This window comes from Paenibacillus nitricinens, assembly GCF_052056485.1.
Taxonomy (GTDB): Bacteria; Bacillota; Bacilli; order Paenibacillales; family Paenibacillaceae; genus Paenibacillus_AQ; species Paenibacillus_AQ nitricinens.
The window spans coordinates 5,184,285-5,208,962 of sequence record NZ_CP183948.1 but is presented as its reverse complement, the minus strand read 5'-3'; the positions used below and the strand labels follow the sequence as shown (position 1 = coordinate 5,208,962).

The following is a 24,678-nucleotide window of genomic DNA, read 5'->3' as shown; positions in this document are numbered from 1 at the left end:
TGTAACGCTAAACAAAACTTTAGGAGGACCCCAATATGGATTCCACTCTTCTTATGCAAGAAGCGATTAAAGCACGTGCTAAGGCATATATTCCTTACTCCCGATTCGGAGTTGGAGCCGCCCTCCTTGATCAGGATGGTCATATTCATCACGGATGTAATGTAGAAAATGCTGCTTTTGGCCCAACCAACTGTGCGGAGCGAACCGCTTTATTCCGTGCCATCGCCGACGGTCATGCTATCGGTTCTTTCAAGGCAATTGCCGTTGTTGCCGATTCCGATGGCCCCGTATCTCCTTGTGGTGTATGCCGCCAAGTTCTGATTGAGTTGTGTTCACCAGACATGAAGGTTATCCTTGGAAACATGAAAGGCGATATTGTTGAGACCACGGTGGGAGAATTACTTCCCGGCGCTTTTGGTCCCATAGATCTGAAGCAAGGACAAGCTCTGGAATAAAATGACGAAGGTTGCTACTTTAATTGCACAATGTACAGTTACATTGCTACTCTTTCGCACAACAATGAATTTAGTTGCAGATAGTGCAATTAAATTTATGATATAGTCCGTATTTGGCTCTTAAGACTGGACCAATTTGCACAGAATACAACTAAAACACCAAAAACATAAACTCAAACTCAAATTAGTTGTACAAAGTACAATTAAAAATGCTCCAGTTCTACCAAGTTAGGCTAATCTGGTGCAAACTATGTGTTATTAGAGTAACATTACAAGGTAAGCGCCGCGGCAAAAGCCGCCAGAGATTTTTTGCACATCGTAATTTGAACCCCTGCCTGCAATCTGCATCTTAGTAATCTTTATCCATGGTAAGCTTAATGCGGACTGTGTTCATAAGCGACAGTAAGCGTGTCCCCAATAAGGGACGAAAGCGCTCATGCACGATCGTCTCTCTAATCCGTCGAACGTTGCAGGTATGCCCATTTCCGGGTGTCCAGAGGGCCGGGGCCCATGGGGTCCCCCTTGGCTAAGGGGGATTTAGGGGATCGAAAAAGATCTTGGAAGATTTTTGAACGTAAATTTAGAAGGAAAGTATGGAAGGAAGATAATATGAAATTCAAATCAGGCTTTGTCGCAATTATCGGCAGACCGAACGTAGGCAAATCGACACTCATGAACCAGGTTATTGGACAGAAGATTGCAATCATGTCGGATAAGCCACAGACCACTAGAAACAAAATCCATGGGGTCTATACAACGAATAATTCGCAAATCGTGTTCCTGGACACACCAGGTATTCATAAAAGACAGTCCAAGCTAGGCGACTACATGAACCAAACTGCAATGAGCACGCTGGGTGAAGTTGAGGCTGTGCTGTTCCTTGTGGATGCTGCAGATGGTTTGGGCGGTGGAGACCGATACATTGCTGAGCAATTAAACGGACTTAAGACGCCAGTTATTCTTGTACTCAACAAGATCGATAAAATAGAGCCGGAAGCCTTGCTCCCACTTATGGCTCAGTATAACAAGCTGCATAACTTTGCTGAAATCATTCCAATTTCTGCTAAGATGGGTAGCAATGTTAACACGCTGTTAGAGCAAGTCGCTAAGTACTTGCCGGAAGGTCCGCAGTACTACCCAGAAGATCAAATTACGGATCACCCTGAGCAATTTGTGTGCGCAGAGCTAATCCGTGAGAAGATTCTGCATTTGACGCGCGAAGAAGTACCGCATTCCATTGCCGTGGCCATCGAAGATATGAGGGTTGAGCCGAATGGTGTGGTCCATGTGTCTGCCGTTATTTTTGTTGAACGTGATTCTCAGAAGGGGATTATTATCGGTAAGCAAGGTGCGCTGCTGAAAGAGGTTGGAAGACGTGCTCGGACAGATATTGAGAACCTTTTGGGTTCGAAGATTTTTCTGGAGCTATGGGTAAAAGTGAAAAAAGACTGGCGCAATCAGGATCGCGTTTTGCGGGATTTGGGCTTCCATAAAGACCTTTAAGATCTATATCCGTTCTTCCTCGTTTGGCAGGAATTGCAAGGATAGAACCTGGCTCATCGCACATCCTAATTCTTGAAGAGACATCGTCTTTCCCAAGAAAGGATGAATACGAATGCGAAACTTTTCGTGGAAGTATTTTGCAATGACAGGAGACGTCGATGCTTACCTGCTATACAAGGAAGCTGGCTATCCACTTGAAGACAGTGGATTACAGCTAGTGGAAGAAGAGAAGGTCTGTGATGAAGAAGCGCAATAAGGACTGGTTGCTTGCCGAATGGTTGGGGGAAGAGGCATGCTACACAGGGTGGAAGGGATCGTCATCCGCAGCATGGACTACGGCGAGGGGAACGCAATCATTACGCTTTGCACCGAGAACGCGGGAAAAGTAGGAGTTCTGGTGCGTGGCGCAAAGAAGGTCAAAAGCCGCCATGCTGCACTGATCCAATTGTTCACCGTCGGTGAATTTGTTTTTTTTAGAAATAACGGAGGACTTGGGACGCTGAATTCCGGCGAAATCACGAAGTCTCACCACCCTCTACGTGAGGATTTGATCAAAGCTGCTTATGCATCTTACGCTTGTGAACTGCTTGATAAAGTCCTGCATGATGAGGAGACGGGAAGCTTCTGGTTTCGCCAGCTTACGGCCTGCTTGAACGCACTAGAAGAAGATAAGGAACCTGGAGTTATCATAAATGTTTATGAAATGAAGATTTTGCAAGCAGCCGGTTATGGTCCAGAGTTCGACACCTGTGTGATATGTGGAGCTGAAAAGCCTGATGAACAACTGCTGATAAGCCCTCGCCTTGGTGGAGCGCTCTGCCGCAGCTGTAATCATAATGATCCTCCAGCAATGGAGGTCTCCGCTCGTGCGTTGAAGTTGCTACGCTTATTCGCCAGACTTGATCTAACTAGATTAGGGAATGTGGATGTCAAAGAAAGCAGCCGAGATGAATTGAAAAAAATTATGCGAGCCTTTATGGATATGCAGCTTGGATTAAAGCTGAAATCACAGAATTTCCTGGACCAGCTCGACAAGTACAAGATTTGACGAAATCTGATTTTTCCGTTACTATAGGAACAGTTTCTTTATAAGATTATCTGATCGCCGTTTTGCTCCATTTCGGGAGAGCGTGCATTGATCGGGAAAGTAGTGAGCGACATTGTTGCGATTCAGCGAGCTGGGGGTAGTGAGAGCCTGGCGGGACAACGTTCATGAACATGGCACCCGGGAGTACGGATATGGCGAATGAAAGTGGATTTCGTTCTTGTCTTTAGCCGTAATATCGCTGAAGCAAGGTATGAAATCAAGTAGGGTGGAACCGCGGGAGAATAAGTTAAACTCTCGTCCCTATGTCTGTTAATCAGGCATGGGGGCGGGGGTTTTTTGTTGCTGTCAGAAGCGAAAAGTGCCGCCTCCATGGTAAGAAGTTTTAAGCAAATGGAGTTAAAAACTTGTAAAGCGAAGGAGACGGTATTATGAACTTTCAGCAGATGATTTTGACGCTGCAGCAGTTCTGGGCTGAACAGAACTGTATTATCGTACAGCCTTATGACACAGAAAAAGGCGCCGGCACGATGAACCCTATGACTTTTTTACGCTCACTAGGTCCTGAACCATGGAGAGTTGCGTACGTAGAGCCTTCACGTCGCCCATCCGATGGTCGTTATGGCGAGAATCCGAACCGTCTGTATCAGCATCATCAATTTCAAGTCATTATCAAACCATCGCCTGATAACATTCAAGAGATTTACTTGGATAGCTTAAAGGCACTCGGTATTGATCCGCTCTTGCATGATATCCGTTTTGTTGAGGATAACTGGGAGAACCCTTCACTCGGTTGTGCAGGTCTAGGATGGGAAGTATGGCTGGATGGTATGGAAATCACTCAGTTTACTTACTTCCAACAGGTCGGTGGGATTGAAGCCAATCCAGTTGCTGTAGAAATTACTTACGGTATGGAGCGGTTAGCCTCCTACATTCAAGATAAAGAAAATGTATTCGATCTTGAATGGGTTAGCGGCATGACTTATGGTGATGTTTTTCATCAGCCGGAATTCGAGCATTCTACTTACACCTTTGAAGTATCTGATGTAAAAATGCTATTTTCACTGTTCAACATGTACGAAGAAGAAGCGCGTAGAGCGATGGAAAAAAATCTTGTGTTCCCAGCCTACGATTACGTGTTGAAATGTTCACATAGCTTTAATCTGCTGGATGCACGTGGAGCCATCAGTGTTACAGAACGGACTGGATTTATTACCCGTGTGCGTAATCTTGCCCGCTCTGTAGCGGCAACATATCTTGAGGAACGCGAGAAGCTTGGCTTCCCGCTGCTGAAGAAAGAAGGTGCTGACCGTGTCTAAAGATATCCTGTTTGAGATCGGTCTGGAGGAAATTCCTGCACGGTTTATCCGCGCTGCGATGGAACAGCTGCAAGATAGAACGTCCAAGTGGTTGGATTCTGCACGGATTACCCATGCTGGAGTTACTGCTTATGCAACGCCACGTCGTCTCGCTGTTTTTGTTAAGGATGCGGCTGAGAAGCAAGCGGATATTAGCGAAGAGGTCAAAGGGCCGTCACGCAAGATCGCACTGGATGCAAACGGAGACTGGAGCAAAGCTGCATTAGGGTTTGCCCGGAGTCAAGGTGTATCCCCAGAGCAATTTACGTTCAAAGAGCTAGCAGGAGTAGAGTATATTTATGCTACTAGAAATAGTGCTGGGGTAGAGACAGCTTCGTTGCTCCCAGAAGGACTTTTAGGGATAGTAAATGCGATGACTTTTCCGAAAAACATGCGTTGGGGAGCTTACGATTTTAAATTCGTGCGTCCGATCCGCTGGTTAGTTGCTCTTTTCGGCAAAGATATTATTGATTTGGAAATTACAGATGTAAAAGCAGGGAATGTGAGCCGTGGACATCGTTTTCTGGGAACAGAGACTGTAATTTCGGAGCCTGCACAATATGTGGAGAGCTTGCGTGCGCAGCATGTGCTTGTAGATGTGAAGGAACGGGAAGAGCTGATCCTGAAACAAATCAATGAATTGGCTGAAGAAAAAAGCTGGACGATTGCGATCAAAGAGGATCTTTTGGAGGAAGTATTGTTTCTAGTTGAAACACCAACCGTGCTATTTGGAACCTTTGACCCATCGTTCTTGAACATTCCGCAAGATGTGCTGATAACTTCGATGCGTGAGCATCAGCGCTATTTCCCAGTTTTTGATGCAGCAGGCAAGCTTCTGCCTTTCTTCGTAACGGTGCGTAACGGAAATGCAGTATCTTTGGATGTAATTGCTAAGGGAAATGAGAAGGTACTCCGTGCTCGTCTATCAGATGCCAAATTCTTCTATCAAGAAGATCAAAAGATGAAGATTGATGATGCACTAGCCAAACTAGAGAATATCGTCTACCATGAAGAACTTGGCAGTGTTGGAGATAAAGTGCGTCGTATTCGCCAAATCTCCGATCGTCTTGCTGTAACATTGGGATTGTCTGATAGGGCCCTTTCTGAAGTAAGTCGGACTGCTGATATTTGTAAATTCGACCTTGTCACTCAAATGGTTTATGAATTCCCAGAACTCCAAGGCACCATGGGCGAAGATTATGCACGCAAAGCAGGAGAACCTGAAACTGTGGCAAAAGCAATCTTCGAACATTATCAGCCACGGTTCGCAGGAGATGCAGTACCTTCGACGGATGCTGGATCGGTTGTCAGCATTGCAGATAAGATCGATACAATTGTAGGCTGCTTCTCCATCGGTATCATCCCTACAGGTTCTCAGGATCCTTACGCACTGCGTCGACAGGCTGCAGGGATTGTTCAAATCGTGCTTGAGCATAAATTGCCGATTACGCTACGCGAAATTTTTGAAGCTGCGATTGAAATTCATAAAAATTCAGGGAATTCGAAACATTCTGACGATGAACTACGTATAAACCTGTACGAGTTCTTCAGTCTGCGTGTTAAACGACTTTTATCCGACAATGTACGCTATGATGTTGTGGATGCTGTTACAGCAGCTGGCTTTGACGACGTGGTAGATGTTGTAGGTAGAAGCCGTGCGCTTATGGGTGCTGTGTTAGACCAAGCAGACTTCAAAATCACCGTGGATTCACTTACTCGGGTTAGTAATCTGGCAGCTAAAGCAACCAGCGAAGGGATTGATCCTTCTTTACTTAAAGAAGATGCTGAGCTAGAGCTGTATAATACATGGCAGGAGTTACACACACCGTATCTTGAAGCGATGTCTGCGAACAATGCCGAAGAAGCACTCCGAATTCTCTCGGGTCTAAAAGATGCTGTTACAGCATTTTTCGATTCCGTTATGGTTATGGCAGAGGATGAGCAGATACGTGCTAACCGTTTAGCTTTGCTTGCTGGTATTGATGCTGACTCCAAGGCGTTTGCTGATTTTGGCAAGCTGGTTTGGTAAACGGCTGAGCACCGGAGTTCCCGGCTGAATTTCAAGATTCGACATTTGATCAAAGATCAGCTTTTTGAACAACATCTATAAGAAAAGTTTGTGTCTTATGGTATAGAATGTTGGTTTGGGGTATAAATATACGGAACGGTGCCAATGCGTCATTTGACATCCGTTCCGTATTTATGCATAGAAAGAAGGATTTCTTGCGGTAAGGGCGTATATATATTACACGGGAAATTGGTGATGATCATGGAGAAGAAGTCCCGGTCTAGAACTATAGTCGTGGATGGGGATGCTTGTCCGGTCAAAAAAGAGATTGCTGAAGTAGGCCGCGCTTTTGGCGTGCCGGTACTGATGGTATCTTCTTATGACCATGCACTGAAAGCTGAAGAAGGTGTTACGGTTGTGCAGGTGGACCGGGGAGATCAAAGTGCCGATCTATATATTGCCAATCATATTTCTGCTGGAGATGTGGTGTTGACTCAAGACTATGGTCTCGCGGCACTTGCGCTCGGAAAACGTTGCAGTGTGCTTTCTTTTCGTGGTCAGGAATATGATGATTCCAAAATGGATTTTATGTTGGAAGGCAGGCATGCCAGGGCCGTGGAACGAAGACGGGGACAATACTCGAAGGGTCCAAAACCTATAACGGCAGAAGAAAAAATATATTTTCAACATAAAATGACAAAACTTTTAATACTTTTGCAGGAGAATGTAGAGCAATAGCGAATTATATTTATTTGTTAAGAATTGAAGGTGGTTGAAGTGGCTAGCGGACACGGGAATATTCCGGAAGAAGTTATCGAAAGCGTGCTTGCACGTCATGATATTGTCGATACAGTCGGTAAGGTTGTCCATTTGTCCAAGCAGGGGAAATATTTATGGGGCCTCTGCCCGTTCCATTCTGAGAAAACCCCTTCCTTTACAGTTACCCCCGACCGGGGAGTGTTTCATTGCTTTGGCTGCGGCATGGGTGGAAATGCCATCAAATTTAGGATGGAAATCGAAGGATTAACCTTCCCCGAAGCCGTCAAAATAATGGCTGAAGAAAGTGATATTCCCGTTCCTGAAGGTAAGGGAGGCCTAATGTCTCCTCCTGATCCGGAACGCGATCGGTTGATTCAAGCTTATGAATGGTCTGCAAAGTTTTATCATTACTTGCTGAAGAATACGGAACACGGCAAAGCCGCAATGGAGTATTTAAGAGCCCGGAACTTCAGCGATAAAATGATTGACCAGTTTCAGATCGGATATGCTCCGGACCGCTGGGATACTTTGCTACAATTTTTGGAGAAACGGAATTTTGACCTTGCTGAGATGGAGAAAGGCGGACTCTTGTCTGCCCGGGGTGAGGGTAAAGGCTATATAGACCGTTTCCGTGGTCGGATAATTTTTCCGATTGCGAACCGCACCGGCAAGGTGATTGCGTTTGCCGGAAGAATTCATGGAGAAGGACAACCTAAGTATTTAAATTCTCCAGAGAGTAGACTGTTTAACAAAAGCCGGATTTTATACAATTTGCACCAGTCCAAAGCATCCATCCGCAAAACGCGGCAAATCGTCCTCTTTGAAGGATACGGAGATGTCATTTCGGCCTGGGAAGCAGGTGTGCATAACGGCGTAGCAACAATGGGAACTTCTTTAACTGAAAGTCATGTAGCACTGATGAAGAGCCTGGCGGATGAAATTGTACTGTCTTATGACGGTGACCGGGCAGGACAAGCAGCTGCTATAAAGTCTATTCCAATGCTTGAAGGCAGTGGCCTGCGTGTGAAAGTTGCCTTACTGCCAAGCGGACTCGATCCAGATGAATTCATCTCCAAGCATGGTGGAGAAAGGTTTATGGATCAGGTTATTGATTCAGCGGTTTCATCCATAAAATTTAAGCTTATATATCTGAAAAAAAACCATATACTCCTAGAGGAAGATGGCAAAATTGCCTACGTCAAAGAAGCTTTGGAGGTCATTGCTTCGTTACATTCCTCGACTGAGAGAGAGGTTTACCTAAGGGAAATCGCTTCTGAGCTGGAACTTTCATATGATAGTTTGAAGCAGGATTGTAATTTACTTAGGGCATCGATGCAAAAAAACATCCCTGAAGGGGATAATAACGACAAAAGGTGGAATAATGGTAGGCATAAAAAAGGGCAAGTGCAGACACCAACTTTGCTGCCCGCTTATCATGTCGCGGAACGGCGTCTACTGTCCTTTATGATTCAGGACCCGGAAGCCGCCACGTATGTGGGCGAACGCCTCGGAGAAGATTTCAACATCGATGATCATGCGGCAATTGCCGCTTATCTATATGCCTATTACGCGCAAGGCAAACCACCCGGCATTAGTCGGTTTCTATCATCGCTTCAGGACGATCGTCTAGAGAAAACTGCAACATCAATTTCCATGATGGATACACCTCCGGACTGGAATATGCAGGTGCTGGATGATTGTATCCGTGAAGTACGGAAATACCCACTGCAGCGCAAGATGGATCAGAAGCGTGAAGAGATGATTCAGGCGGAAAAGTCAGGTGACTTTTTGCGTGCGGCACAAATAGCAAGTGAGATTATAGCCCTAGAGAGACAATGAAATGTTGACAGGATGTACCTAGGGAGGAGGGAGTCGAATTATGGCGAACGATCAGCATACTGAATTGGAAGCAGAATTTACTTTGGATCAGGTTAAGGATCAGCTTATTGAGCAAGGCAAGAAAAGATCATCATTGCTATACAAAGATATTATGGAGAAATTATCGCCGTTTGATCAAGACCCCGAGCAAATGGAGGAGTTCTATGAACAACTCAGTGATTTGGGGATTGAAGTTGTAAACGAGAACGATGAGGAGGTTAACAGCCTCCGGCCAAATGAGGACAATGAAGACAAAGAGGGCGATGAGTTCAGCTTTGATGATGATTTGTCACTGCCGCCAGGGATTAAGATTAATGACCCTGTTCGTATGTATCTAAAAGAAATTGGACGCGTTCCGCTGTTGTCGGCTGACGATGAAGTAGAGCTTGCTATGCGTATTAAGAATGGTGACGAGGAAGCCAAACGTCGTCTCGCTGAAGCGAACCTACGTCTTGTAGTAAGTATTGCTAAACGTTATGTTGGACGCGGTATGCTGTTCCTTGATTTGATTCAGGAAGGTAATATGGGTCTGATCAAAGCGGTAGAGAAATTTGACCATAACAAAGGGTTCAAATTTAGTACGTATGCAACTTGGTGGATTCGTCAGGCCATTACCCGCGCGATTGCGGATCAGGCACGTACGATTCGTATTCCTGTACACATGGTTGAGACGATCAACAAGCTGATTCGTGTCTCTCGTCAATTGCTGCAAGAACTGGGACGTGAACCTTCGCCAGAGGAAATTGCGGCTGAGATGGAGCTGACGGTTGAGAAAGTTAGAGAAATCATGAAGATTGCCCAAGAACCAGTATCGCTAGAAACACCGATCGGTGAAGAAGACGATTCACATCTGGGAGATTTCATTGAGGATCAGGAAGCCTTGGCTCCTGCGGATGCAGCAGCTTATGAACTGCTGAAGGAACAGCTGGAGGATGTACTGGACACGCTCACGGAGCGTGAAGAGAATGTACTTCGTCTGCGTTTTGGCCTAGATGATGGCCGGACGAGAACACTTGAAGAAGTGGGCAAAGTGTTCGGCGTTACCCGCGAACGGATTCGCCAGATTGAAGCTAAAGCATTGCGTAAGCTTCGTCACCCTAGCCGCAGTAAACGGCTTAAGGATTTCCTTGAATAGTATTTCATGAACTGGACCTTCTGCTGCTCAGTAGCAGGAGGTTCTTTTATTTGAATTACGACCCTAAAAGTGCTGACCTTGTGTATCTGGAAAGAAGGATGAGCCAGTGAATTTGGAAAAACGCGAAATTATTATAAAAGAGATTCAGTATTGGAGAAATAACAGATTGCTACCAGAGCAATATTGCGACTTCTTAACCAATCTGTATGATGATGAAGCTGCGGCGAAGGATAAAAATCCGATTTCGCTGAAGAATCTACAGCAGGGAAACATCAAAATTTGGCTGTTTGGTTTTGGAATTATTTCCTTGATTTTCTTGATTAGTCTTTATTTTAGCGTTTTTCCCTGGCCTTTGCAACTTGCAACAGCACTATCCGTATTAATTATTTGTTATGGATACTCAGCGGTTTACAAGAACCGAAATCATGTTATTAGTCTTATTCTGGCGGGGCTGGGTAGCGTGTTATCGCTTGGTTTTGGGCTATGGCTGATTGCTTTGCATGATCTTGATCCTCAGTTCTGGAGACCGATTCTGATTGGAGCTTGCGGCTTGTTATGGTGTATTCTGGGATTTGTGCTCCGGATCGGCTTGCTGCAGTACTGCGGGTATGCTTTTTGGGCATTACTATATGCTGGATTCTTCGGTGGAAGACGGCCTGATGCCTCGATGCTAGAGCTTGAGTTCTTATGGCTTCCATTATGTGTAATGATGGTGTGGCTAAGCTGGCTTTTACATCACAGAGTAAAAGGCGCCGCTAATGTATTTTTTGCAGTGGGCGTATCGTTATGGGTTATGCCTGAGCTCGATGCTCTTTTATTGAGACAAAATTTCCCGCAGTGGATTTCGTTTATGCTAATTTTTAAAATTGCGGTAGGCTTAGCCCTGCTGTTCTTGTTTCGAAAAAAATGGATAACGTGGGTGGCAACATGAACAATGTGAAATTATCAGATCGACTTCAGCAATTGCTGAAGCAAATTCCGCAAGGAAGCAGGTTGGCAGACATCGGTTCTGATCATGCGCTGCTTCCTGTAGCTGCTGTAGAAAGCGGTAAGGCGATATTCGCAGTAGCAGGTGAGGTAAACCCAGGTCCTTTTGATGCTGCTTGTAAAGGCGTTGCAGAGGCCGGATTAGGAAAGGTGATCTCGGTGCGGCGAGGGGATGGCCTTGAGGTACTGGAACCTGGTGAAGTTAATTGTATCACGATCGCTGGTATGGGAGGGGCTTTAATTGCCTCGATTTTAGACCGTGGTCAGAGCCAAGGTAAGCTTAAGGATGTTACAACACTGGTCCTTCAGCCGAATGTGGGCGAGGATATTTTGCGTCGCTGGCTACTAGCTAATAATTGGGTTCTTATAGCTGAAAGTATTCTCGAAGAAGATGGGAAGTTATATGAAGTATTAACGGCTGTACCAGAGGATGCGAGTGCCGGAATTACGAATGCCAATGTATATCGAGAGGTAACGTTAGGTGATTCCGCTATGGTTCGTGGTCAGGATACCTTGCTACAGATGGGACCATTTCTATTACAAGCACCGAATGCTGTGTTTTTTGCCAAGTGGCAAGGGGAGATACAGAAATTGGAAGGCATTTTGACATCATTGTCACGTTCAGAGCTCGAATCTGCGGAGAATAAACGGAAATTAATTCGAGATCAGATCAAGGAGATTACGGAGGTGCTGCAATGCTTGCCAAAGGACAAACAGTAATTCAATATATGGAGCAGCTGGCTCCGAAGCATTTAGCCGAAGAGTGGGACAAAGTCGGTCTTCAACTAGGTTCCTTACAGAAAGAGATAACCAATGTGCTGGTTGCACTGGATGTTAATGATGAAGTCGTTGAAGAGGCAATAAGTCTCGGCTGTAATCTAATCATTGCCCACCATGCGATTATTTTCCGTCCGCTGCAAGGGATTCAAACAGACACTCCAATGGGTAGAATGTATGAAAAACTGATTAAAAATGACATCGCGGTTTACATCAGTCACACTAATCTGGATGTTACCGAAGGTGGAATGAACGATTGGATGGCGGAAGCTCTGGGCATAGAGAACGGAGTACCCATCAAAGACATTCATTCAGAGCAATTGTCTAAGTTGGTGGTATTTGTACCAAAGGATCATCATCAGAAGGTTTTAGATGCCATCTTGAATGCAGGAGCAGGGGCAATCGGCAACTATAGTCATTGCAGCTTCAATATTGAGGGATACGGGACTTTTATTCCGGGAGAAGGCACAGATCCTTATATCGGGGAAAAAGGGAAGATGGAGCGTGCTGAGGAGATCCGTATTGAGACGATCGTGCCACACAGTATCCGCAATAAAGTGGTACAGGCTATGCTCAAGGCTCATCCTTATGAAGAGGTTGCCTATGATTTGTACACGATGGATCTTAAAGGCCGCAGTTTAGGGCTTGGGCGGGTTGGAAAGCTCAAAGAACCTACAACACTTGGGCAATTCGTTGAGACGGTAAAAAAAGGTCTGAAAGTAGACCATGTACGTGTTGTGGGTGATTTGGATCGTCCGATTCGTAAAGCCGCTGTTCTCGGCGGTTCGGGTGGAAAGTATTATAACAGTGCTATTTTCCGCGGTGCAGATGTGCTGGTTACAGGAGATCTTGATTATCATACAGCACAGGATGCCGTGCTCGCTGGGATCACTCTGATTGATCCAGGACATAATGCGGAGAAGATCATGAAAGAGAAAGTAGCAGCGTGGATGACTGGGAAACTGGTGGAGCATAGGTATGATACAGCTGTACATGCTTCGCAGGTGAATACGGAGCCATTTAAGTTCCTATAAAAATTCCATTTAATAATGCTTGTGCCAGACATGCGATGTCTGTATAATATATAATGTTGTTCGGAAAGTTTGACAGACAATCGCCGGTGACGTGTAGACGTCACGGGAGGAAAGTCCGGGCTCCATAAGGCAGGATGCTGGATAACGTCCAGTCGGCGCGAGTCGAAGGATAGTGCCACAGAAATGGACCGCCGATGGCCGCCTTAGGGCGGCACAGGCAAGGATGGAACCGAGGTGTAAGAGACCCCGAGGAACGCTGGTGACTTCGTTCCTGGTAAACCCCATCTGGAGCAAGACCTAATGAGACGCAGCAAATTCCTGTATTGGAATAGGCAGCCTTAGCCTGAGGCGCGTCTAGGTTGGTCGCTGGAGCTGTGCAGTAATGTACGGCCTAGATAGATGATTGTCGCTTATGGTGGGAGGGTAGTTCCCGATTGAACCACGACGAGCACAGAACCCGGCTTACGACAAACTTTCCTAACTGCAACGTTATGATAAACAACAACAACCATACAAGCGGCGGCGTATCTCGGGAAACCGGATCACGTCGCTTTTTTAAAATATAAGAAAGTATAAGATTCATTTTATACATTATCCTTATATTTCTCGCAACGCTTACCATCCTTATAAGGACGCCGAAGGTGTTTATGCTCGTGGCAAGAAGATATGTAGAAAGAGGGAAATGTATAACATGGGTAATTATCAGATTTGCGGGTTCTGCGGACATTTATATGAACGAAACAATAAGAGGATGTGCAATAGTTGTGATGAGATGTATCAGAGAATCAGGCGTATCGTAGAGACTTCACCCGACACGATGGTATTAAATATATCCCTTCAAACAGGGGTAAGTGTCAGTCGAATCATGTCTTTCGTTGAAAATGGATATTTTAGGCTCAATAAAGATAGCATAGAAGTATCTAAGAAGTAAATTACGCTAAGCATGGCTGATAAATAAAAATAACCCGGCTTCCTAATCCCATACAGGATGAAGAATCCGGGTTTTGTCATGCTTATGAACGAATGCCGGCCTGACTCTCCCGCCATTGTACCAACGCCTTCTCCAGACGCTGAACAGCAACGGGTACAAGCTTAGGTGGCGTATGGGTGAAATTCAGACGCATCTTATTCTTGTGGGGCTGTGATGAATAGAACACTTCACCGGGAACAAAAGCAACACCGTTCTCTACTGCTAGAGGAAGTAATTCCTTCGTGTTGATCTCTTGGGAAAGTGTTAGCCACAGGAACATACCGCCTCGTGGCTCCAGAAAATGAGCGCCTTCCCAGTTCTGCGATCGGAGTTCCGCGGATAAGAGCTTCATTCGAGAATAATATTCTCGTGAGATGACGCGGATATGCTGCTCAATATCGAAATGCAGCAGCAGTTCATCTAAAGCGCGTTGGTCAATGGTGCTAGAATGCAGATCAGCGGCTTGCTTTGCTTTGGCGATGGTCTTGATTAGATTGGAATCGCCGACAATCCAGCCGGTACGCAGGGCAGGGGCTACGATTTTGGAAAAAGTTCCAGTGTAAGCGACACAATAATCGCCGCCATAGCTTCTGTCGATGGATGCTAGTGAGGGTGGATAAAGATCTTTATTCTCCTCAAAGGTTATTTCGCCGTAGGGATTATCCTCCAAGATAAGAACATTGTAGCGGCGGCAGATTTCCACCACTTTCTCACGGCGTTCCTTACTCCAGGTTGCTCCTGAAGGATTGTTGAAGGTCGGAACTGCATATAGGAGTTTGGGCCGTAATTTTTGTATTTGATCTTCCAGGTGATCTGGCAGTATGCCTTGCTCGTCATTATTTATCGTATGAATATCAGCCCGGTAAGAGCCGAGTACCTGTAAAGCTGCTAAATAAGTGGGGGCTTCAACAAGTACAGCATCACCGGGATCAAGTAGTATTTTACATAATAAATCAATGGCTTGCTGGGAACCTGTAGTCAAGATCATCTCAGATGCTGTAACAGGGATTCCTTGCCGAGTAAGTCTTTCGGCGATTTTATCACGTAGTGGAGTAAAGCCCTCGGTTAATCCGTATTGAAGCACTGAGGTGTCACTGGAGAGTACACGGTTATAAGCGTCTCGTACGGCCTCCAAGGGAAACAAATCCTCCCCAGGCAGCCCGCCTGCAAGTGAAATGATGTCATTGCCCTGTGTAACTTTTAGAATCTCACGAACGGCTGATGATCCTAGATGATTGGCTGCGGTCGAGTATTTGATATCCATAAATGAGTTCTCCACCTTTCAATTTGGTGCTATCATAATAGGAGTACTGTATAACAGTAAAGCGTTGAATATAACAGTGGAGGTGGAGGGTTCATGCACATCGATTTGATTCGCAATAGCAGTAAATCTCTGCCTCATCAAATCAGTGAAACCCTAAGTCAGCGGATCTCATCAGGATTGCTCCAGCAAGGTGTCCGGCTGCCCTCCGTAAGAAGTTTGGCTACAGCTTTGAGAGTAAGCCAGGTTACAGTAAGCAAGGCATACAATGTGCTTGAGAAGCGGGGACTTATTTATTGCAGGCAAGGAAAAGGCTGCTTTGTAGCCGACCCTGAACACACCCGACGTCAGGAAGATGGCCGCTGGCAGGATATATATGATGATTATTTGCCGCGAGCTCAGCTTTGGCGCAATTTTGATTACTCTGAAGTAAAGTATCCCTTTCATATAGCTGCAATTCATAGTGAGTTACTTCCCCTAAAAAATATTGGTGACTCCTTCGCATCTTTAGTTATGCAGCAGCCGGAGCTTATGGCAACCTATGGGAACTTCCAAGGTGATCTGGAGCTGCGAGGAATTATGAGCGATCATTTAAAAACACGTGGAATTGCACTTACTTCCTCTGATGTAATGATCACAAGCGGAACTCAGCAAGGCATTGATCTGGTGGCTCGTACCTTTGTCGGACCTGGGGACACCGTGTATCTTGAGGCTCCTAGTTATACAGGGGCTATAGATGTTTTTGCAGGACGAGGTGCAGAGATGATTTTTGTACCTACGGACAGTGAAGGGATGCGGGTGGATATTCTTACAAGAATGTGTGATCAAAGACCGCCTAAGCTAATTTATACAATCCCTACTTTTCAGAATCCTAGCGGAGTAACCATGAGTATAGCAAGAAGACAACGTCTGCTGGAATTAGCCCGCAGTTACCGTTGTCTTATTGTTGAGGATGATCCATTTAGTGATTTATATTTCCATGCGCCTCCGCCGCCTACGATCAAATCGATGGATTCCAAAGGGCATGTAGTTTATATGAAGAGTTTCAGTAAAGTTATTGCACCCGGCTGCAGAATTGCCTGTGTAGCCGCTGGTGGGAATATTCTGTCACGGCTTATCGCCGCGAAGTCCGCAAGTGATTTAGGGAGTCCGCTGCTCACACAAAGGGCGGTATTGCCATTCATAGCGGGCAAGTATGAAGCCTATGCTGCTCAGTTACGAGTTACACTCCGTGCACGTATGGAAAAGGCGGCGAAGCTTCTGAAGCTTTACGCGCCGCCTGGAGTAAAATATATTCTCCCAGAGGGTGGTCTTAACCTCTGGCTGGAGTTGCCGGCTTCCCCTGATATCGGAAGGCTACATGAGCTGGCCGAACAGGAGAGCATTTCTTTTTTACCGGGTGATGTTTGTTACTCCGCGGAGACCCCTTCCCGGTATATCCGTTTATGTTATTCACAAATGAATGAAACAGATATGGAGGAAGGCTTACGATTATTTCTCCGTTTGCTTGGTAGATTTTTGCAGAGTGGTGGCTAGGTGTTACTTAGAGTTACTTAATCTTTGTTTCAAATGATTCATTTGCTTTTGTACATGCTGTGGCCATAGCTGAAGGGGAACCTGATCGCCGCTAGCGGCTTGCAGGGTTTTGTAGATATCGACCTGACCCCAGCCAAAATATTTGTCATGCCCGGGAGTACCTAAATCAACAGCATTTTTGGTCATAAGATCCATAACTTCCGTATTCGTCAGATTCGGATTTAGTGAACGCACCAGACCCGCTAGCGCAGCGACATGAGGACTGGCCATCGATGTACCGGATAAAGCGGCATACTGGCTATCTGGGTAAGTGCTTGCTATACTTTCTCCGGGCGCTGCGACATCAATATAATCGCCGTAGTTGGAGAAGGAAGCTTTTTCCCCTGAAGCATTTGTTGCAGCTACTGCAATCACTTCGGGATACGCAGCAGGAAATCCTGGTCGTTCTGTATTATCGTTGCCAGCAGCAGATACGAGGACGATATCTCGGTCGTAGGCATATTTGATCGCGTCATGAAGAAACTGGGAATCCGCATAGTTCCCTAAACTTAAGTTTATGACTTTCGCACCGTTGTCCGCTGCCCAAATGATTCCTTCTGCAACAGAATAAGTGGTACCTGCTCCTGAATTATCAAGTGCTTTTACCGGAAGGATCTTGTTATACCAGCTGATTCCAGCTACTCCCTCTCCGTTATTGACCAGGGCGCCTATAATTCCAGATACATGTGTGCCATGTCCTACATCATCTTCTGGAGTGGAACCATTGGTAATCGCGTTATACCCTGTCAAAAGCTTCCCCTTCAAATCAGGATGATTGATCTGGACTCCGGTGTCCACTACGGCCACGATCACTTCTTTACTTCCCTTAGAGAGATTCCAGCCCAGCTCCGTTTCGATCGCCGGCAAATTCCATTGATAGGTGGAGAATAACATGTCATTTGGAGTAACGGTTCCCTCTGCGTTTTTAGATATCGTGTCATTGGTTAAATACATATAGTGAGGCTCCGTATATTCGGGGTGCCATTTATTGGTGAAATAGTCTTTGAGCTCATAATAAGTCAGCTTCTCTGAACGGAAAATATAGGCATACCCAAGCTTACGTGGCTTTTTGCCGTTGATATCAGCGGTTATTGTTTGAAGCTGCCCCGGCGTAGGGGAGTTATTGCGGAAACGGACGACAATTTCATTCTCATAAAAATGGCTGGCGTTTTCGTTATCATGACCGGTCTTAACGGTAATATCTTTTAAATTATCGGTATGGACGGATTCTACACGGTACTTCCCTTCCTTTGGATAAGGGATGAGCCGAAGGTTCTTCAGCTGATGGTCTGCCACACGACCAAGCACCTTTTGGTTAATAAGTGCAATGATGCCTATATTTTTTTCTTTGTTCCGCTGAGCGATAAAGTAATATTTCTCTTTACCGATTGTAAAGGTTGGAGATTCATAGGATTGATGACCATGGATCGCTGATTTCGCCGTCTTAAGATATTTTTGCAGCTGCTGATTCTCCTGTTCGGTTCCTTGAGGAAATGAAGAGGACTTAAAGGTTTCCGTTTTATGCTTGCGAAAATCAATCCACATAAGCATAGTGATAAATCCGTGGTTCTGCTGCAACCGTTTCGCATACACTGATTTATCATGAAGCGAAGACATTCCATCCGTTTCAGAGAGGAGCTTAGTCAAATGTCTGCTGACATCCACTCTATTCAGATGATCCGTCGCATCAACATCTTGAGATAAGGAGCTTTTCTTTAATGATTTTTCCTGTGATGGGTTTGGTGCTGAATGTAGGGCTGAAGTTGGAGCAGGATTTGGTATAGCAACATTAGCGACTTCTCTGGTCGTCGTCCCATTAGTGGCAGGACGTAGTGCAAAGGTAAGCAATACAACTGTGAACGCAGCTGTTACCAAACCTGCAACCGTTAGATTTTTACGTGACATGATTTCCGCTCCTCTACGCATTGTAATGGCTATAGGTTTAGAAGAGAGCGTATGTTTTATGCATCTTAGAAAAGGATACCTTCCAAACGTTTTTTATGATAATATCAGAGAGAATAAGCATCTTGAGTTCGCATCCTGATATTGCAGGAGATACGTCGATAGATGTTCTTTTAATTTTCAGAAGGTTAGACTTCTCTGTGTTTGCATCCTGATATTGCAAGAATAAAGAGATATGTCTAAAGACTATTTCTTCATAAGATTAACTTTATTGACTACAAGAGCAGGGAATAATAAGGGGGAGCAACCGCCATGTCAGCAGCCAATGTGCAGAAATTATGTGAATCGACGAGAGACAAACTTAAAGATGTAATTGATAAGATGGAGATTTTTCTGAACGAGCATGCATTGCCTCAGCTTGTAACAGAAGATGATGAAGAAACTGTACAATTTTATCAAGGATTTCTGTCCGATGTTCGTCATCTGTTAGTGTTCTCGGAAATGTCTTATGAGAAGCTGGGAGTTGCGCTGCGTCGTGCTACATTCGATGAATCTTTTGCGCAGAAAGCGCTTTATAATGTATATCACTATGGCGTGAATAACTTCTTCTATCCAAAGAACGAAAGCTATTCTGAAGATGGACGTTATGCTTATACTGGACAGGATGCTATCCGTTTCCGTAAAAAGCCAGTTCGTCCGGCTCGTGATATCATTCTAGAAATTACCAAGACCTATGAAGAGCTACGCGATGACCTTACTTATTATGAAAACGACTATTTGACTGAGAAACGTATGCAAAATCAGGTTTAACAGTTAACTAATTCCTGTAAAGGATCAGCACTTCGTCAATTTATAATGACGAGGGCTGATCCTTTTTTGACGTATTTAGAATTTATATATTTGGGGCCCCCACAAAGTACCTGAGTACGCATCGAAGCACCCCCCCACTTTGTGGGGATATTTTGCGTGGGCATCGTTACATCAACTGGAAACGGTCCTGTCGAATAGGGGGTAAATCGTGCGGACATAATGAAGCCGAGGTGATAAATATGTCGAGTGTAAAGCCATTAGTCAAATGCAGTGTAAGCAATTGTCATTATTGGGGCAAGCATAATTTATGCCGGGCAGAAGAAATTATTATTGAGATCGACAAGCACGCAGGTAGTGGATTTAAAGAAGAATATGCTGAAGAAATGACGAATGAAGGTCACCACGATCAAGTCGCAACATCGTCTGCAACATGCTGTTTAACATTTAAGCCGAACTCCTAGGAGGCCGCCCTAATGGACAGAGAAAAGGAACATGAATCAAGTTCATCAAATGGACCATCCGGTCCGAGAAAAGTTATTTTGCGTCCGCGCAGAGTAGACTATCCACGCCGGGACAGAGAACATCAAGAGGAATATGCTGCAGAGGTGAATCCGGTTTCGATGCCGATCCGGGATACAACACCACGTGTGGCGAGTGAAACTAAGGAGAATGAAGAGGAATATAGTGGAAGCAAAGCGATGGGTTATACTGGGCTTGCTATGGGTATTGCCTCCTTGTTTCTCTGGTCCATCATTCTTGGGCCCATTTCAGTTGTGATTGGTTATTATGCATATGCCAAGGAGCAAAAAACGCTTGGGGCATGGGCGATGGGCTTAGGGATTGTATCCACACTTAGTTACTTTGTGATGATACCCTTTGCTCGTTAAAAATGAACTGGTAAGTTTGAATTATAACAGGCTTTAGACCTAAATATCAGGGTCTGAAGTCTGTTTTTCATTCCAGCATATAGCAATAATCTCGGATAAAATGTAATATTAAGCCGTAATTCATCGAAATCTAAGGTTAGACCAATAGATATGATTCAACAGGATCAAAGGAGTGCGCCGGTATGGAGATTAATCCCGCTGTAACCAATGGGTTAGGGCAGCTTAAATGGGTAAGCTTAAAGAGTGCAACCGACAAAAGTAGCTCAGCGAATGAAACGGAAAGATCGGGCGCGTCGGCCTCTCAATTTGCAGCTATGCTTCAAGCTTTATCTTCTAACTCCTCTAATGACGGGGATACAAACTTCTTGACGTCACTTCCGGATGCATCCTCTGTAAGTAGCCTGTTATGGCAACAGATCGGCGGAACAGCTGAAAACATCGACAGTGTAATTTCCGGGGAAATAACGGATACTAAACCAACAAGCTATGATGATCTGATTCAAACGGCAAGTGCTAAGTATGGGGTGCCAGTCGATTTGATAAAAGCTGTGATTGATACAGAATCTTCCTTTAATCCAAATGTTGTCTCTTCGGCTGGTGCTAAAGGATTAATGCAATTAATGGATGGAACAGCGCGTGGTTTAGGGGTTTCTGATTCATTCGATCCTGCTCAAAATATTGATGGTGGTGTACGCTATCTGTCTTATCAGTTGAAGCGATTTGACGGACAGGAAAAGATGGCATTAGCAGCTTATAATGCAGGGCCTGGAAGGGTAATTAATCTAGGGGTAAGCAATGATCAGGAATTATTGGAGAAACTTACACTGCTCCCAAAAGAGACGCAGTCTTATCTCACTAAAATAGAACGCGCTCGCGCGGATTACGCTGTATAATAAAAAGGATCAAACGGGTAGTTCCCTTAAACCACATGCTGGTATTTGGGATCACCGTTTGATCCTTTTTCAAAATTTAAAAAAGAATGATTCTGTACTTTAAAGAAGTAAAGGAGACAATCGATATATGCTTTACTGGGATTATGCCGCCGCCACACCACCCTATGAAGACGTGGTGAAGACGATGGAACAAATTATGAAGCTGCATTATGCTAACCCTTCCTCCTTACACCGCGCCGGTAATGAGGCGGCAAAGCTGATCAGGCGCTCACGAGAAGTATGCGCGGCTGCGTTATCTGTACAACCAAAGGAGATCCTATTTACATCTGGGGCTACGGAGAGTAACAATTTGGCCATTAAAGGTGCTGCTTTGCAATATCAGTCAAGAGGACGTCATCTGATAACTACGGAAATAGAACATCCCTCTGTATATGAAAGTTGTCTGCAGCTGCAGCGAAATGGCTGGGAGATTACTTTTGTAGCGCCTGACAGCACTGGAATGATTGATCCAGAGCGAGTGGCTGCTGCAGTACGGCGTGATACCGTACTCGTAAGTGTGATGCATGTAAATAATGAAATTGGAACAGTACAGCCGCTAATGGATATTGGCAGGCTAATTAAATCCGTAAATCCACGAACTTTATTTCATGTGGATGGCGTTCAGGGATATGGTAAGCTTGCTGTTGACCTTAAAGGATGGAAAGCGGATCTTTACAGCTTGTCTCCTCATAAAATCCGAGGTCCTCGCGGAGCGGGGCTTCTCTATATTAAAGAAGGAATTCAACTGTTTCCCTTACTTTCAGGTGGTTCTCATGAAGAGGGACTACGTGCCGGAACTGAGAATGTACCTGCAATTGTTGCCTCTTCCAAAGCAGTGCGGATGAGTGGTGAACAACGCGAATCCTTCCATGCCCGAGTATTGGCACTTCGAAATCGACTGTTACGCTTCTTGCACAGCGTTCCTGAATTTGTTATAAACAGCAGAGAGGATGGAGCCCCTCATATTGTGCATTTCTCATATCCTGGCATGAAAGGGGAAGTGTTCGCCCGTAAGCTGGAGGAACTGGGGATGGCTGTTTCTACCCGATCGGCTTGCTCCTCCCGGCTGGCAGAACCTAGTCGTGTTCTATTGTCTATGGGGAAAGATATCTCTGTAGCTTCAGGAGGCATCCGCATCAGTTTCGGTGATAGTCATACTGAAGAAGATGTCGCGGCGCTTGAGAAAGCACTAATTACTGCGGTACGAGCTTTAAAGATTGCTGAAGGAGGTATGAAGTAACTAATGAGTGTGATAAATCAGGAATCTGCTAAAGGCAGTGCCAATAGTATTGATTATGCCGATATGCTGCTTTTGCGTTTCGGAGAGTTTATATTAAAGGGCAAGAACCGTGCCAGATTTGAGAAAACGGTACTACGTCATGTGAAAGAAATGATTAAGCCTTATCCAAAGGTGATTCTAACCAAAGAGTTTGGAAGAATTTACGTGGAGCTGAATGGAGAACCTGCGACCCCATTGGTAGAAGCGCTGAAGAATGTATTCGGAATCGCTTCTGTCAGTCCGGTTAAGGTGGCCAAGTCAGAGCTCGAGGATATTGTGGCTGTCGGCCGTCATTTTTTGGAGATCATCGCGCCTGCACCGGGAACTACATTTAAAGTTAATGCACGCCGGGTATGGAAAGAGTTCCCATATGGCTCCATGGAGATGAATAAGCTAGTCTCGACACCCCTGCTGCAAGGCTATTCCGGACTTACTGTGGATGTAAAGTCACCTCAATTGGAGCTGAAGGTCGAAATTCGTCAAGGCCATACTTATATATTCTGCGAAAATATTGCAGGTGTTGGTGGATTTCCGCTAGGTACGAATGGAAAAGCGATGTTATTGCTGTCCGGAGGTATTGATAGTCCTGTAGCCGGCTGGTCATCCATGCGTCGTGGACTCGAGGTGGAGTGTGTTCACTTCTATAGTTATCCTTATACAAGTGAGCTTGCCCGGCAAAAGGTGGTTGATCTTACGCGGGTATTGTCACGATATGCGGGAGTCATCAAGCTACATTTAGTACCCTTTACAGAGGTGCAGACGTCTTTTACTGGAATTGGTCAGGATAATCTGATTATTACATTGATGCGTCGAGCGATGCTGAGAATTACTACACAGCTTGCTGAACGTGAGGGGGCACTCGCGATCGTAACCGGTGAAAGTCTTGGGCAGGTCGCTAGCCAGACGCTATCAAGCATGAACGTGATCGGCCGTGCTACACAACTTCCTCTACTGCGTCCGCTGGTAATGATGGACAAAAGTGATATTGTGGAGCTGTCTAAGAATATCGGTACCTATGATTTATCTATCCTTCCTTATGAGGATTGCTGCACTTTATTTGTACCAAAATCACCTGCAACGAACCCGAATTTACGGATTGTAGATAAGATTGAAGCTACGCTTCCTGGATATGCTGCATTGCTGGAAGCAGCGATCGAAGCCACGGAGACTGTACTGATCACTCCGTATGGAGATGAGAAGCCTAGAGATGTAGTAAGTGCTCAGGCTGGATTACAGGAAGAATGGTTCTAATATTATAAACAAAAGGCTGTCTCGTTCGTAGCAACATCTACGGTTGAGGCAGCTTTTTTGAATTATTATGGCTTGATTGGCGTCTCCAGTGCCCTCCAATTAAGATGCCAACAATGATCACGAATATAAACAGAGCTCTCAATAGTGGATGCTGCTCAAAAAATGGGGATAGCTGCTGCTCATCTGTAATCATGCTTGAGGCTGTAAACCCTAGGACTACTGAGCCAATATAAATAATCCATGGATATTTGTTGATTAATTTAATAAAAAGAGTACTCCCCCAGACCACAATTGGAACGCTGATTAATAGTCCTATGACAACTAGAGAGATATTGTGCTTAGCGACTCCCGCAATGGCGATGACATTATCCAGTCCCATCGCAGCATCGGCTAAAATGATTGTACCCACAGCAGCCCCTAAGCTTTGACCCGCCTTGATATTCGCTGAATGGTTCTCATCTGTTAACAGCTTATAGGCTATTAGAATAAGTAAAATCCCGCCTGCCAGCAGTAACCAAGGGATTTTTAATAACCATACGACCAGAACCGTTGCGAAAATCCGTAATATGACGGCACCTGCTGTTCCAAGCACAATTGCTTTTTTTTGAGTGCTGTTCGGTAAATTACGTGCAGCAAGCCCGATGACTATGGCATTGTCTCCCGCCAGAATCAGATCTAGGAAAATAATATTGAGCAGTGATAATACAAACTCCCATATGGATGTATTCAAGGCGCAGTCACCCCTAAAATTTGTTAAGATGAGCACGAAGATATGCTTAGTTTTGTATACGCAAAAAAAAGAGCATACATGCTTTTATCCTCAAAAAAAAGTTGGACAGGAAGCATAGCTTGTCACTTCCGGACATACATGT

22 protein-coding genes and 1 other RNA gene are annotated in these 24,678 nt (G+C 45.0%); 20 read left to right on the top strand and 3 right to left on the bottom strand.

Features of this window, described 5'->3' with window-relative positions:
• Positions 1–35: 35 nt before the first annotated feature.
• From ACN6KS_RS23310 to rnpB, 13 genes are all read left to right on the top strand, one after another.
• Positions 36–455 carry a cytidine deaminase gene (locus ACN6KS_RS23310; RefSeq protein ID WP_440960611.1) on the top strand — a complete coding sequence of 140 codons (420 nt, stop codon included), beginning with the start codon at positions 36–38 and terminating at the stop codon, positions 453–455.
• A 609-nt stretch (positions 456–1,064) separates the two neighbouring features.
• The gene (gene era, locus ACN6KS_RS23305; protein ID WP_042190933.1) at positions 1,065–1,958 is read left to right on the top strand and encodes a GTPase Era; all 894 of its coding nucleotides are present in this window, start codon (positions 1,065–1,067) and stop codon (positions 1,956–1,958) included.
• Between the two features lie 112 nt (positions 1,959–2,070).
• Positions 2,071–2,214: a YqzL family protein gene (locus ACN6KS_RS23300; protein WP_076117313.1), complete on the top strand. Its 144-nt coding sequence runs from the start codon at positions 2,071–2,073 to the stop codon at positions 2,212–2,214.
• Between the two features lie 36 nt (positions 2,215–2,250).
• A complete protein-coding gene (gene recO, locus ACN6KS_RS23295) occupies positions 2,251–3,006 on the top strand; it encodes a DNA repair protein RecO (RefSeq protein ID WP_440960610.1) in 756 nt (251 codons plus the stop codon).
• A 428-nt stretch (positions 3,007–3,434) separates the two neighbouring features.
• Complete coding sequence (gene glyQ / locus ACN6KS_RS23290) at positions 3,435–4,322, top strand: glycine--tRNA ligase subunit alpha (RefSeq protein ID WP_094870322.1); 888 nt, start codon at positions 3,435–3,437, stop codon at positions 4,320–4,322.
• Complete coding sequence (glyS, locus tag ACN6KS_RS23285) at positions 4,315–6,390, top strand: glycine--tRNA ligase subunit beta (protein ID WP_440960609.1); 2,076 nt, start codon at positions 4,315–4,317, stop codon at positions 6,388–6,390. Before glyQ ends, glyS begins: the two co-directional genes overlap by 8 nt.
• 240 nt (positions 6,391–6,630) lie before the next feature.
• On the top strand, positions 6,631–7,107 hold the full coding sequence (locus tag ACN6KS_RS23280; protein ID WP_094870349.1) for a YaiI/YqxD family protein: 477 nt from the start codon (positions 6,631–6,633) through the stop codon (positions 7,105–7,107).
• Positions 7,108–7,146: 39 nt separating this feature from the next.
• Positions 7,147–8,967, top strand: coding sequence for a DNA primase (gene dnaG, locus ACN6KS_RS23275; protein ID WP_094870324.1), 1,821 nt, complete (start codon positions 7,147–7,149; stop codon positions 8,965–8,967).
• 40 nt (positions 8,968–9,007) lie between these two features.
• Positions 9,008–10,141, top strand: a complete 1,134-nt coding sequence (gene rpoD / locus ACN6KS_RS23270) for an RNA polymerase sigma factor RpoD (protein WP_042130309.1) — start codon at positions 9,008–9,010, stop codon at positions 10,139–10,141.
• 106 nt (positions 10,142–10,247) lie between these two features.
• A complete protein-coding gene (locus ACN6KS_RS23265; protein ID WP_440960608.1) occupies positions 10,248–11,072 on the top strand; it encodes a hypothetical protein in 825 nt (274 codons plus the stop codon).
• A gap of 5 nt (positions 11,073–11,077) precedes the next feature.
• Positions 11,078–11,848, top strand: coding sequence for a tRNA (adenine(22)-N(1))-methyltransferase (locus ACN6KS_RS23260; protein WP_341136117.1), 771 nt, complete (start codon positions 11,078–11,080; stop codon positions 11,846–11,848).
• Entirely contained in the window at positions 11,824–12,939 is a 1,116-nt protein-coding gene (locus tag ACN6KS_RS23255) for a Nif3-like dinuclear metal center hexameric protein (protein WP_440960607.1), read from the top strand. Before ACN6KS_RS23260 ends, ACN6KS_RS23255 begins: the two co-directional genes overlap by 25 nt.
• A gap of 64 nt (positions 12,940–13,003) precedes the next feature.
• Positions 13,004–13,419: RNase P RNA component class A (rnpB, locus tag ACN6KS_RS23250), an RNA gene on the top strand.
• Between the two features lie 533 nt (positions 13,420–13,952).
• Here rnpB and ACN6KS_RS23245 read toward each other — a convergent pair.
• Positions 13,953–15,173, bottom strand: coding sequence for a PLP-dependent aminotransferase family protein (locus ACN6KS_RS23245; protein ID WP_440960606.1), 1,221 nt, complete (start codon positions 15,171–15,173; stop codon positions 13,953–13,955).
• Positions 15,174–15,266: 93 nt separating this feature from the next.
• On the opposite strand from ACN6KS_RS23245, the gene pdxR reads away from it, so the two are divergent.
• Positions 15,267–16,706: a MocR-like pyridoxine biosynthesis transcription factor PdxR gene (gene pdxR / locus ACN6KS_RS23240; RefSeq protein ID WP_341135493.1), complete on the top strand. Its 1,440-nt coding sequence runs from the start codon at positions 15,267–15,269 to the stop codon at positions 16,704–16,706.
• 3 nt (positions 16,707–16,709) lie between these two features.
• On the opposite strand, the gene ACN6KS_RS23235 is transcribed toward pdxR, so the two are convergent.
• Entirely contained in the window at positions 16,710–18,650 is a 1,941-nt protein-coding gene (locus ACN6KS_RS23235; RefSeq protein ID WP_440960605.1) for a S8 family peptidase, read from the bottom strand.
• A 309-nt stretch (positions 18,651–18,959) separates the two neighbouring features.
• On the opposite strand from ACN6KS_RS23235, the gene ACN6KS_RS23230 reads away from it, so the two are divergent.
• From ACN6KS_RS23230 to thiI, 6 genes are all read left to right on the top strand, one after another.
• Positions 18,960–19,457: a YpuI family protein gene (locus ACN6KS_RS23230; protein ID WP_042190914.1), complete on the top strand. Its 498-nt coding sequence runs from the start codon at positions 18,960–18,962 to the stop codon at positions 19,455–19,457.
• A 239-nt stretch (positions 19,458–19,696) separates the two neighbouring features.
• Entirely contained in the window at positions 19,697–19,918 is a 222-nt protein-coding gene (locus ACN6KS_RS23225; protein WP_440960604.1) for a DUF1540 domain-containing protein, read from the top strand.
• A gap of 12 nt (positions 19,919–19,930) precedes the next feature.
• Positions 19,931–20,344, top strand: coding sequence for a DUF5353 domain-containing protein (locus tag ACN6KS_RS23220; protein WP_256990450.1), 414 nt, complete (start codon positions 19,931–19,933; stop codon positions 20,342–20,344).
• Between the two features lie 182 nt (positions 20,345–20,526).
• The gene (locus tag ACN6KS_RS23215; protein ID WP_440960603.1) at positions 20,527–21,237 is read left to right on the top strand and encodes a lytic transglycosylase domain-containing protein; all 711 of its coding nucleotides are present in this window, start codon (positions 20,527–20,529) and stop codon (positions 21,235–21,237) included.
• 127 nt (positions 21,238–21,364) lie between these two features.
• Positions 21,365–22,516: a cysteine desulfurase family protein gene (locus tag ACN6KS_RS23210; RefSeq protein ID WP_094876448.1), complete on the top strand. Its 1,152-nt coding sequence runs from the start codon at positions 21,365–21,367 to the stop codon at positions 22,514–22,516.
• 3 nt (positions 22,517–22,519) lie between these two features.
• Positions 22,520–23,806 carry a tRNA uracil 4-sulfurtransferase ThiI gene (thiI, locus tag ACN6KS_RS23205; protein WP_341135490.1) on the top strand — a complete coding sequence of 429 codons (1,287 nt, stop codon included), beginning with the start codon at positions 22,520–22,522 and terminating at the stop codon, positions 23,804–23,806.
• A 37-nt stretch (positions 23,807–23,843) separates the two neighbouring features.
• Here thiI and ACN6KS_RS23200 read toward each other — a convergent pair whose 3' ends face one another.
• A complete protein-coding gene (locus ACN6KS_RS23200; protein WP_440960602.1) occupies positions 23,844–24,536 on the bottom strand; it encodes a TerC family protein in 693 nt (230 codons plus the stop codon).
• Positions 24,537–24,678: the final 142 nt, after the last annotated feature.

Bases quoted from the DNA above. Each gene is read 5' to 3' on its own strand.
- rpoD (WP_042130309.1), top strand. From the start codon at position 9,008: ATGGCGAACGATCAGCATACTGAATTGGAAGCAGAATTTACTTTGGAT.
- glyQ (WP_094870322.1), top strand. From the start codon at position 3,435: ATGAACTTTCAGCAGATGATTTTGACGCTGCAGCAGTTCTGGGCTGAA.
- ACN6KS_RS23230 (WP_042190914.1), top strand. From the start codon at position 18,960: ATGTCAGCAGCCAATGTGCAGAAATTATGTGAATCGACGAGAGACAAA.
- ACN6KS_RS23220 (WP_256990450.1), top strand. From the start codon at position 19,931: ATGGACAGAGAAAAGGAACATGAATCAAGTTCATCAAATGGACCATCC.
- recO (WP_440960610.1), top strand. From the start codon at position 2,251: ATGCTACACAGGGTGGAAGGGATCGTCATCCGCAGCATGGACTACGGC.
- ACN6KS_RS23225 (WP_440960604.1), top strand. From the start codon at position 19,697: ATGTCGAGTGTAAAGCCATTAGTCAAATGCAGTGTAAGCAATTGTCAT.
- ACN6KS_RS23215 (WP_440960603.1), top strand. From the start codon at position 20,527: ATGGAGATTAATCCCGCTGTAACCAATGGGTTAGGGCAGCTTAAATGG.
- ACN6KS_RS23245 (WP_440960606.1), bottom strand. From the start codon at position 15,173: ATGGATATCAAATACTCGACCGCAGCCAATCATCTAGGATCATCAGCC.
- ACN6KS_RS23235 (WP_440960605.1), bottom strand. From the start codon at position 18,650: ATGTCACGTAAAAATCTAACGGTTGCAGGTTTGGTAACAGCTGCGTTC.
- ACN6KS_RS23210 (WP_094876448.1), top strand. From the start codon at position 21,365: ATGCTTTACTGGGATTATGCCGCCGCCACACCACCCTATGAAGACGTG.
- era (WP_042190933.1), top strand. From the start codon at position 1,065: ATGAAATTCAAATCAGGCTTTGTCGCAATTATCGGCAGACCGAACGTA.
- pdxR (WP_341135493.1), top strand. From the start codon at position 15,267: ATGCACATCGATTTGATTCGCAATAGCAGTAAATCTCTGCCTCATCAA.
- ACN6KS_RS23310 (WP_440960611.1), top strand. From the start codon at position 36: ATGGATTCCACTCTTCTTATGCAAGAAGCGATTAAAGCACGTGCTAAG.
- ACN6KS_RS23255 (WP_440960607.1), top strand. From the start codon at position 11,824: ATGCTTGCCAAAGGACAAACAGTAATTCAATATATGGAGCAGCTGGCT.
- ACN6KS_RS23280 (WP_094870349.1), top strand. From the start codon at position 6,631: ATGGAGAAGAAGTCCCGGTCTAGAACTATAGTCGTGGATGGGGATGCT.
- thiI (WP_341135490.1), top strand. From the start codon at position 22,520: ATGAGTGTGATAAATCAGGAATCTGCTAAAGGCAGTGCCAATAGTATT.
- ACN6KS_RS23300 (WP_076117313.1), top strand. From the start codon at position 2,071: ATGCGAAACTTTTCGTGGAAGTATTTTGCAATGACAGGAGACGTCGAT.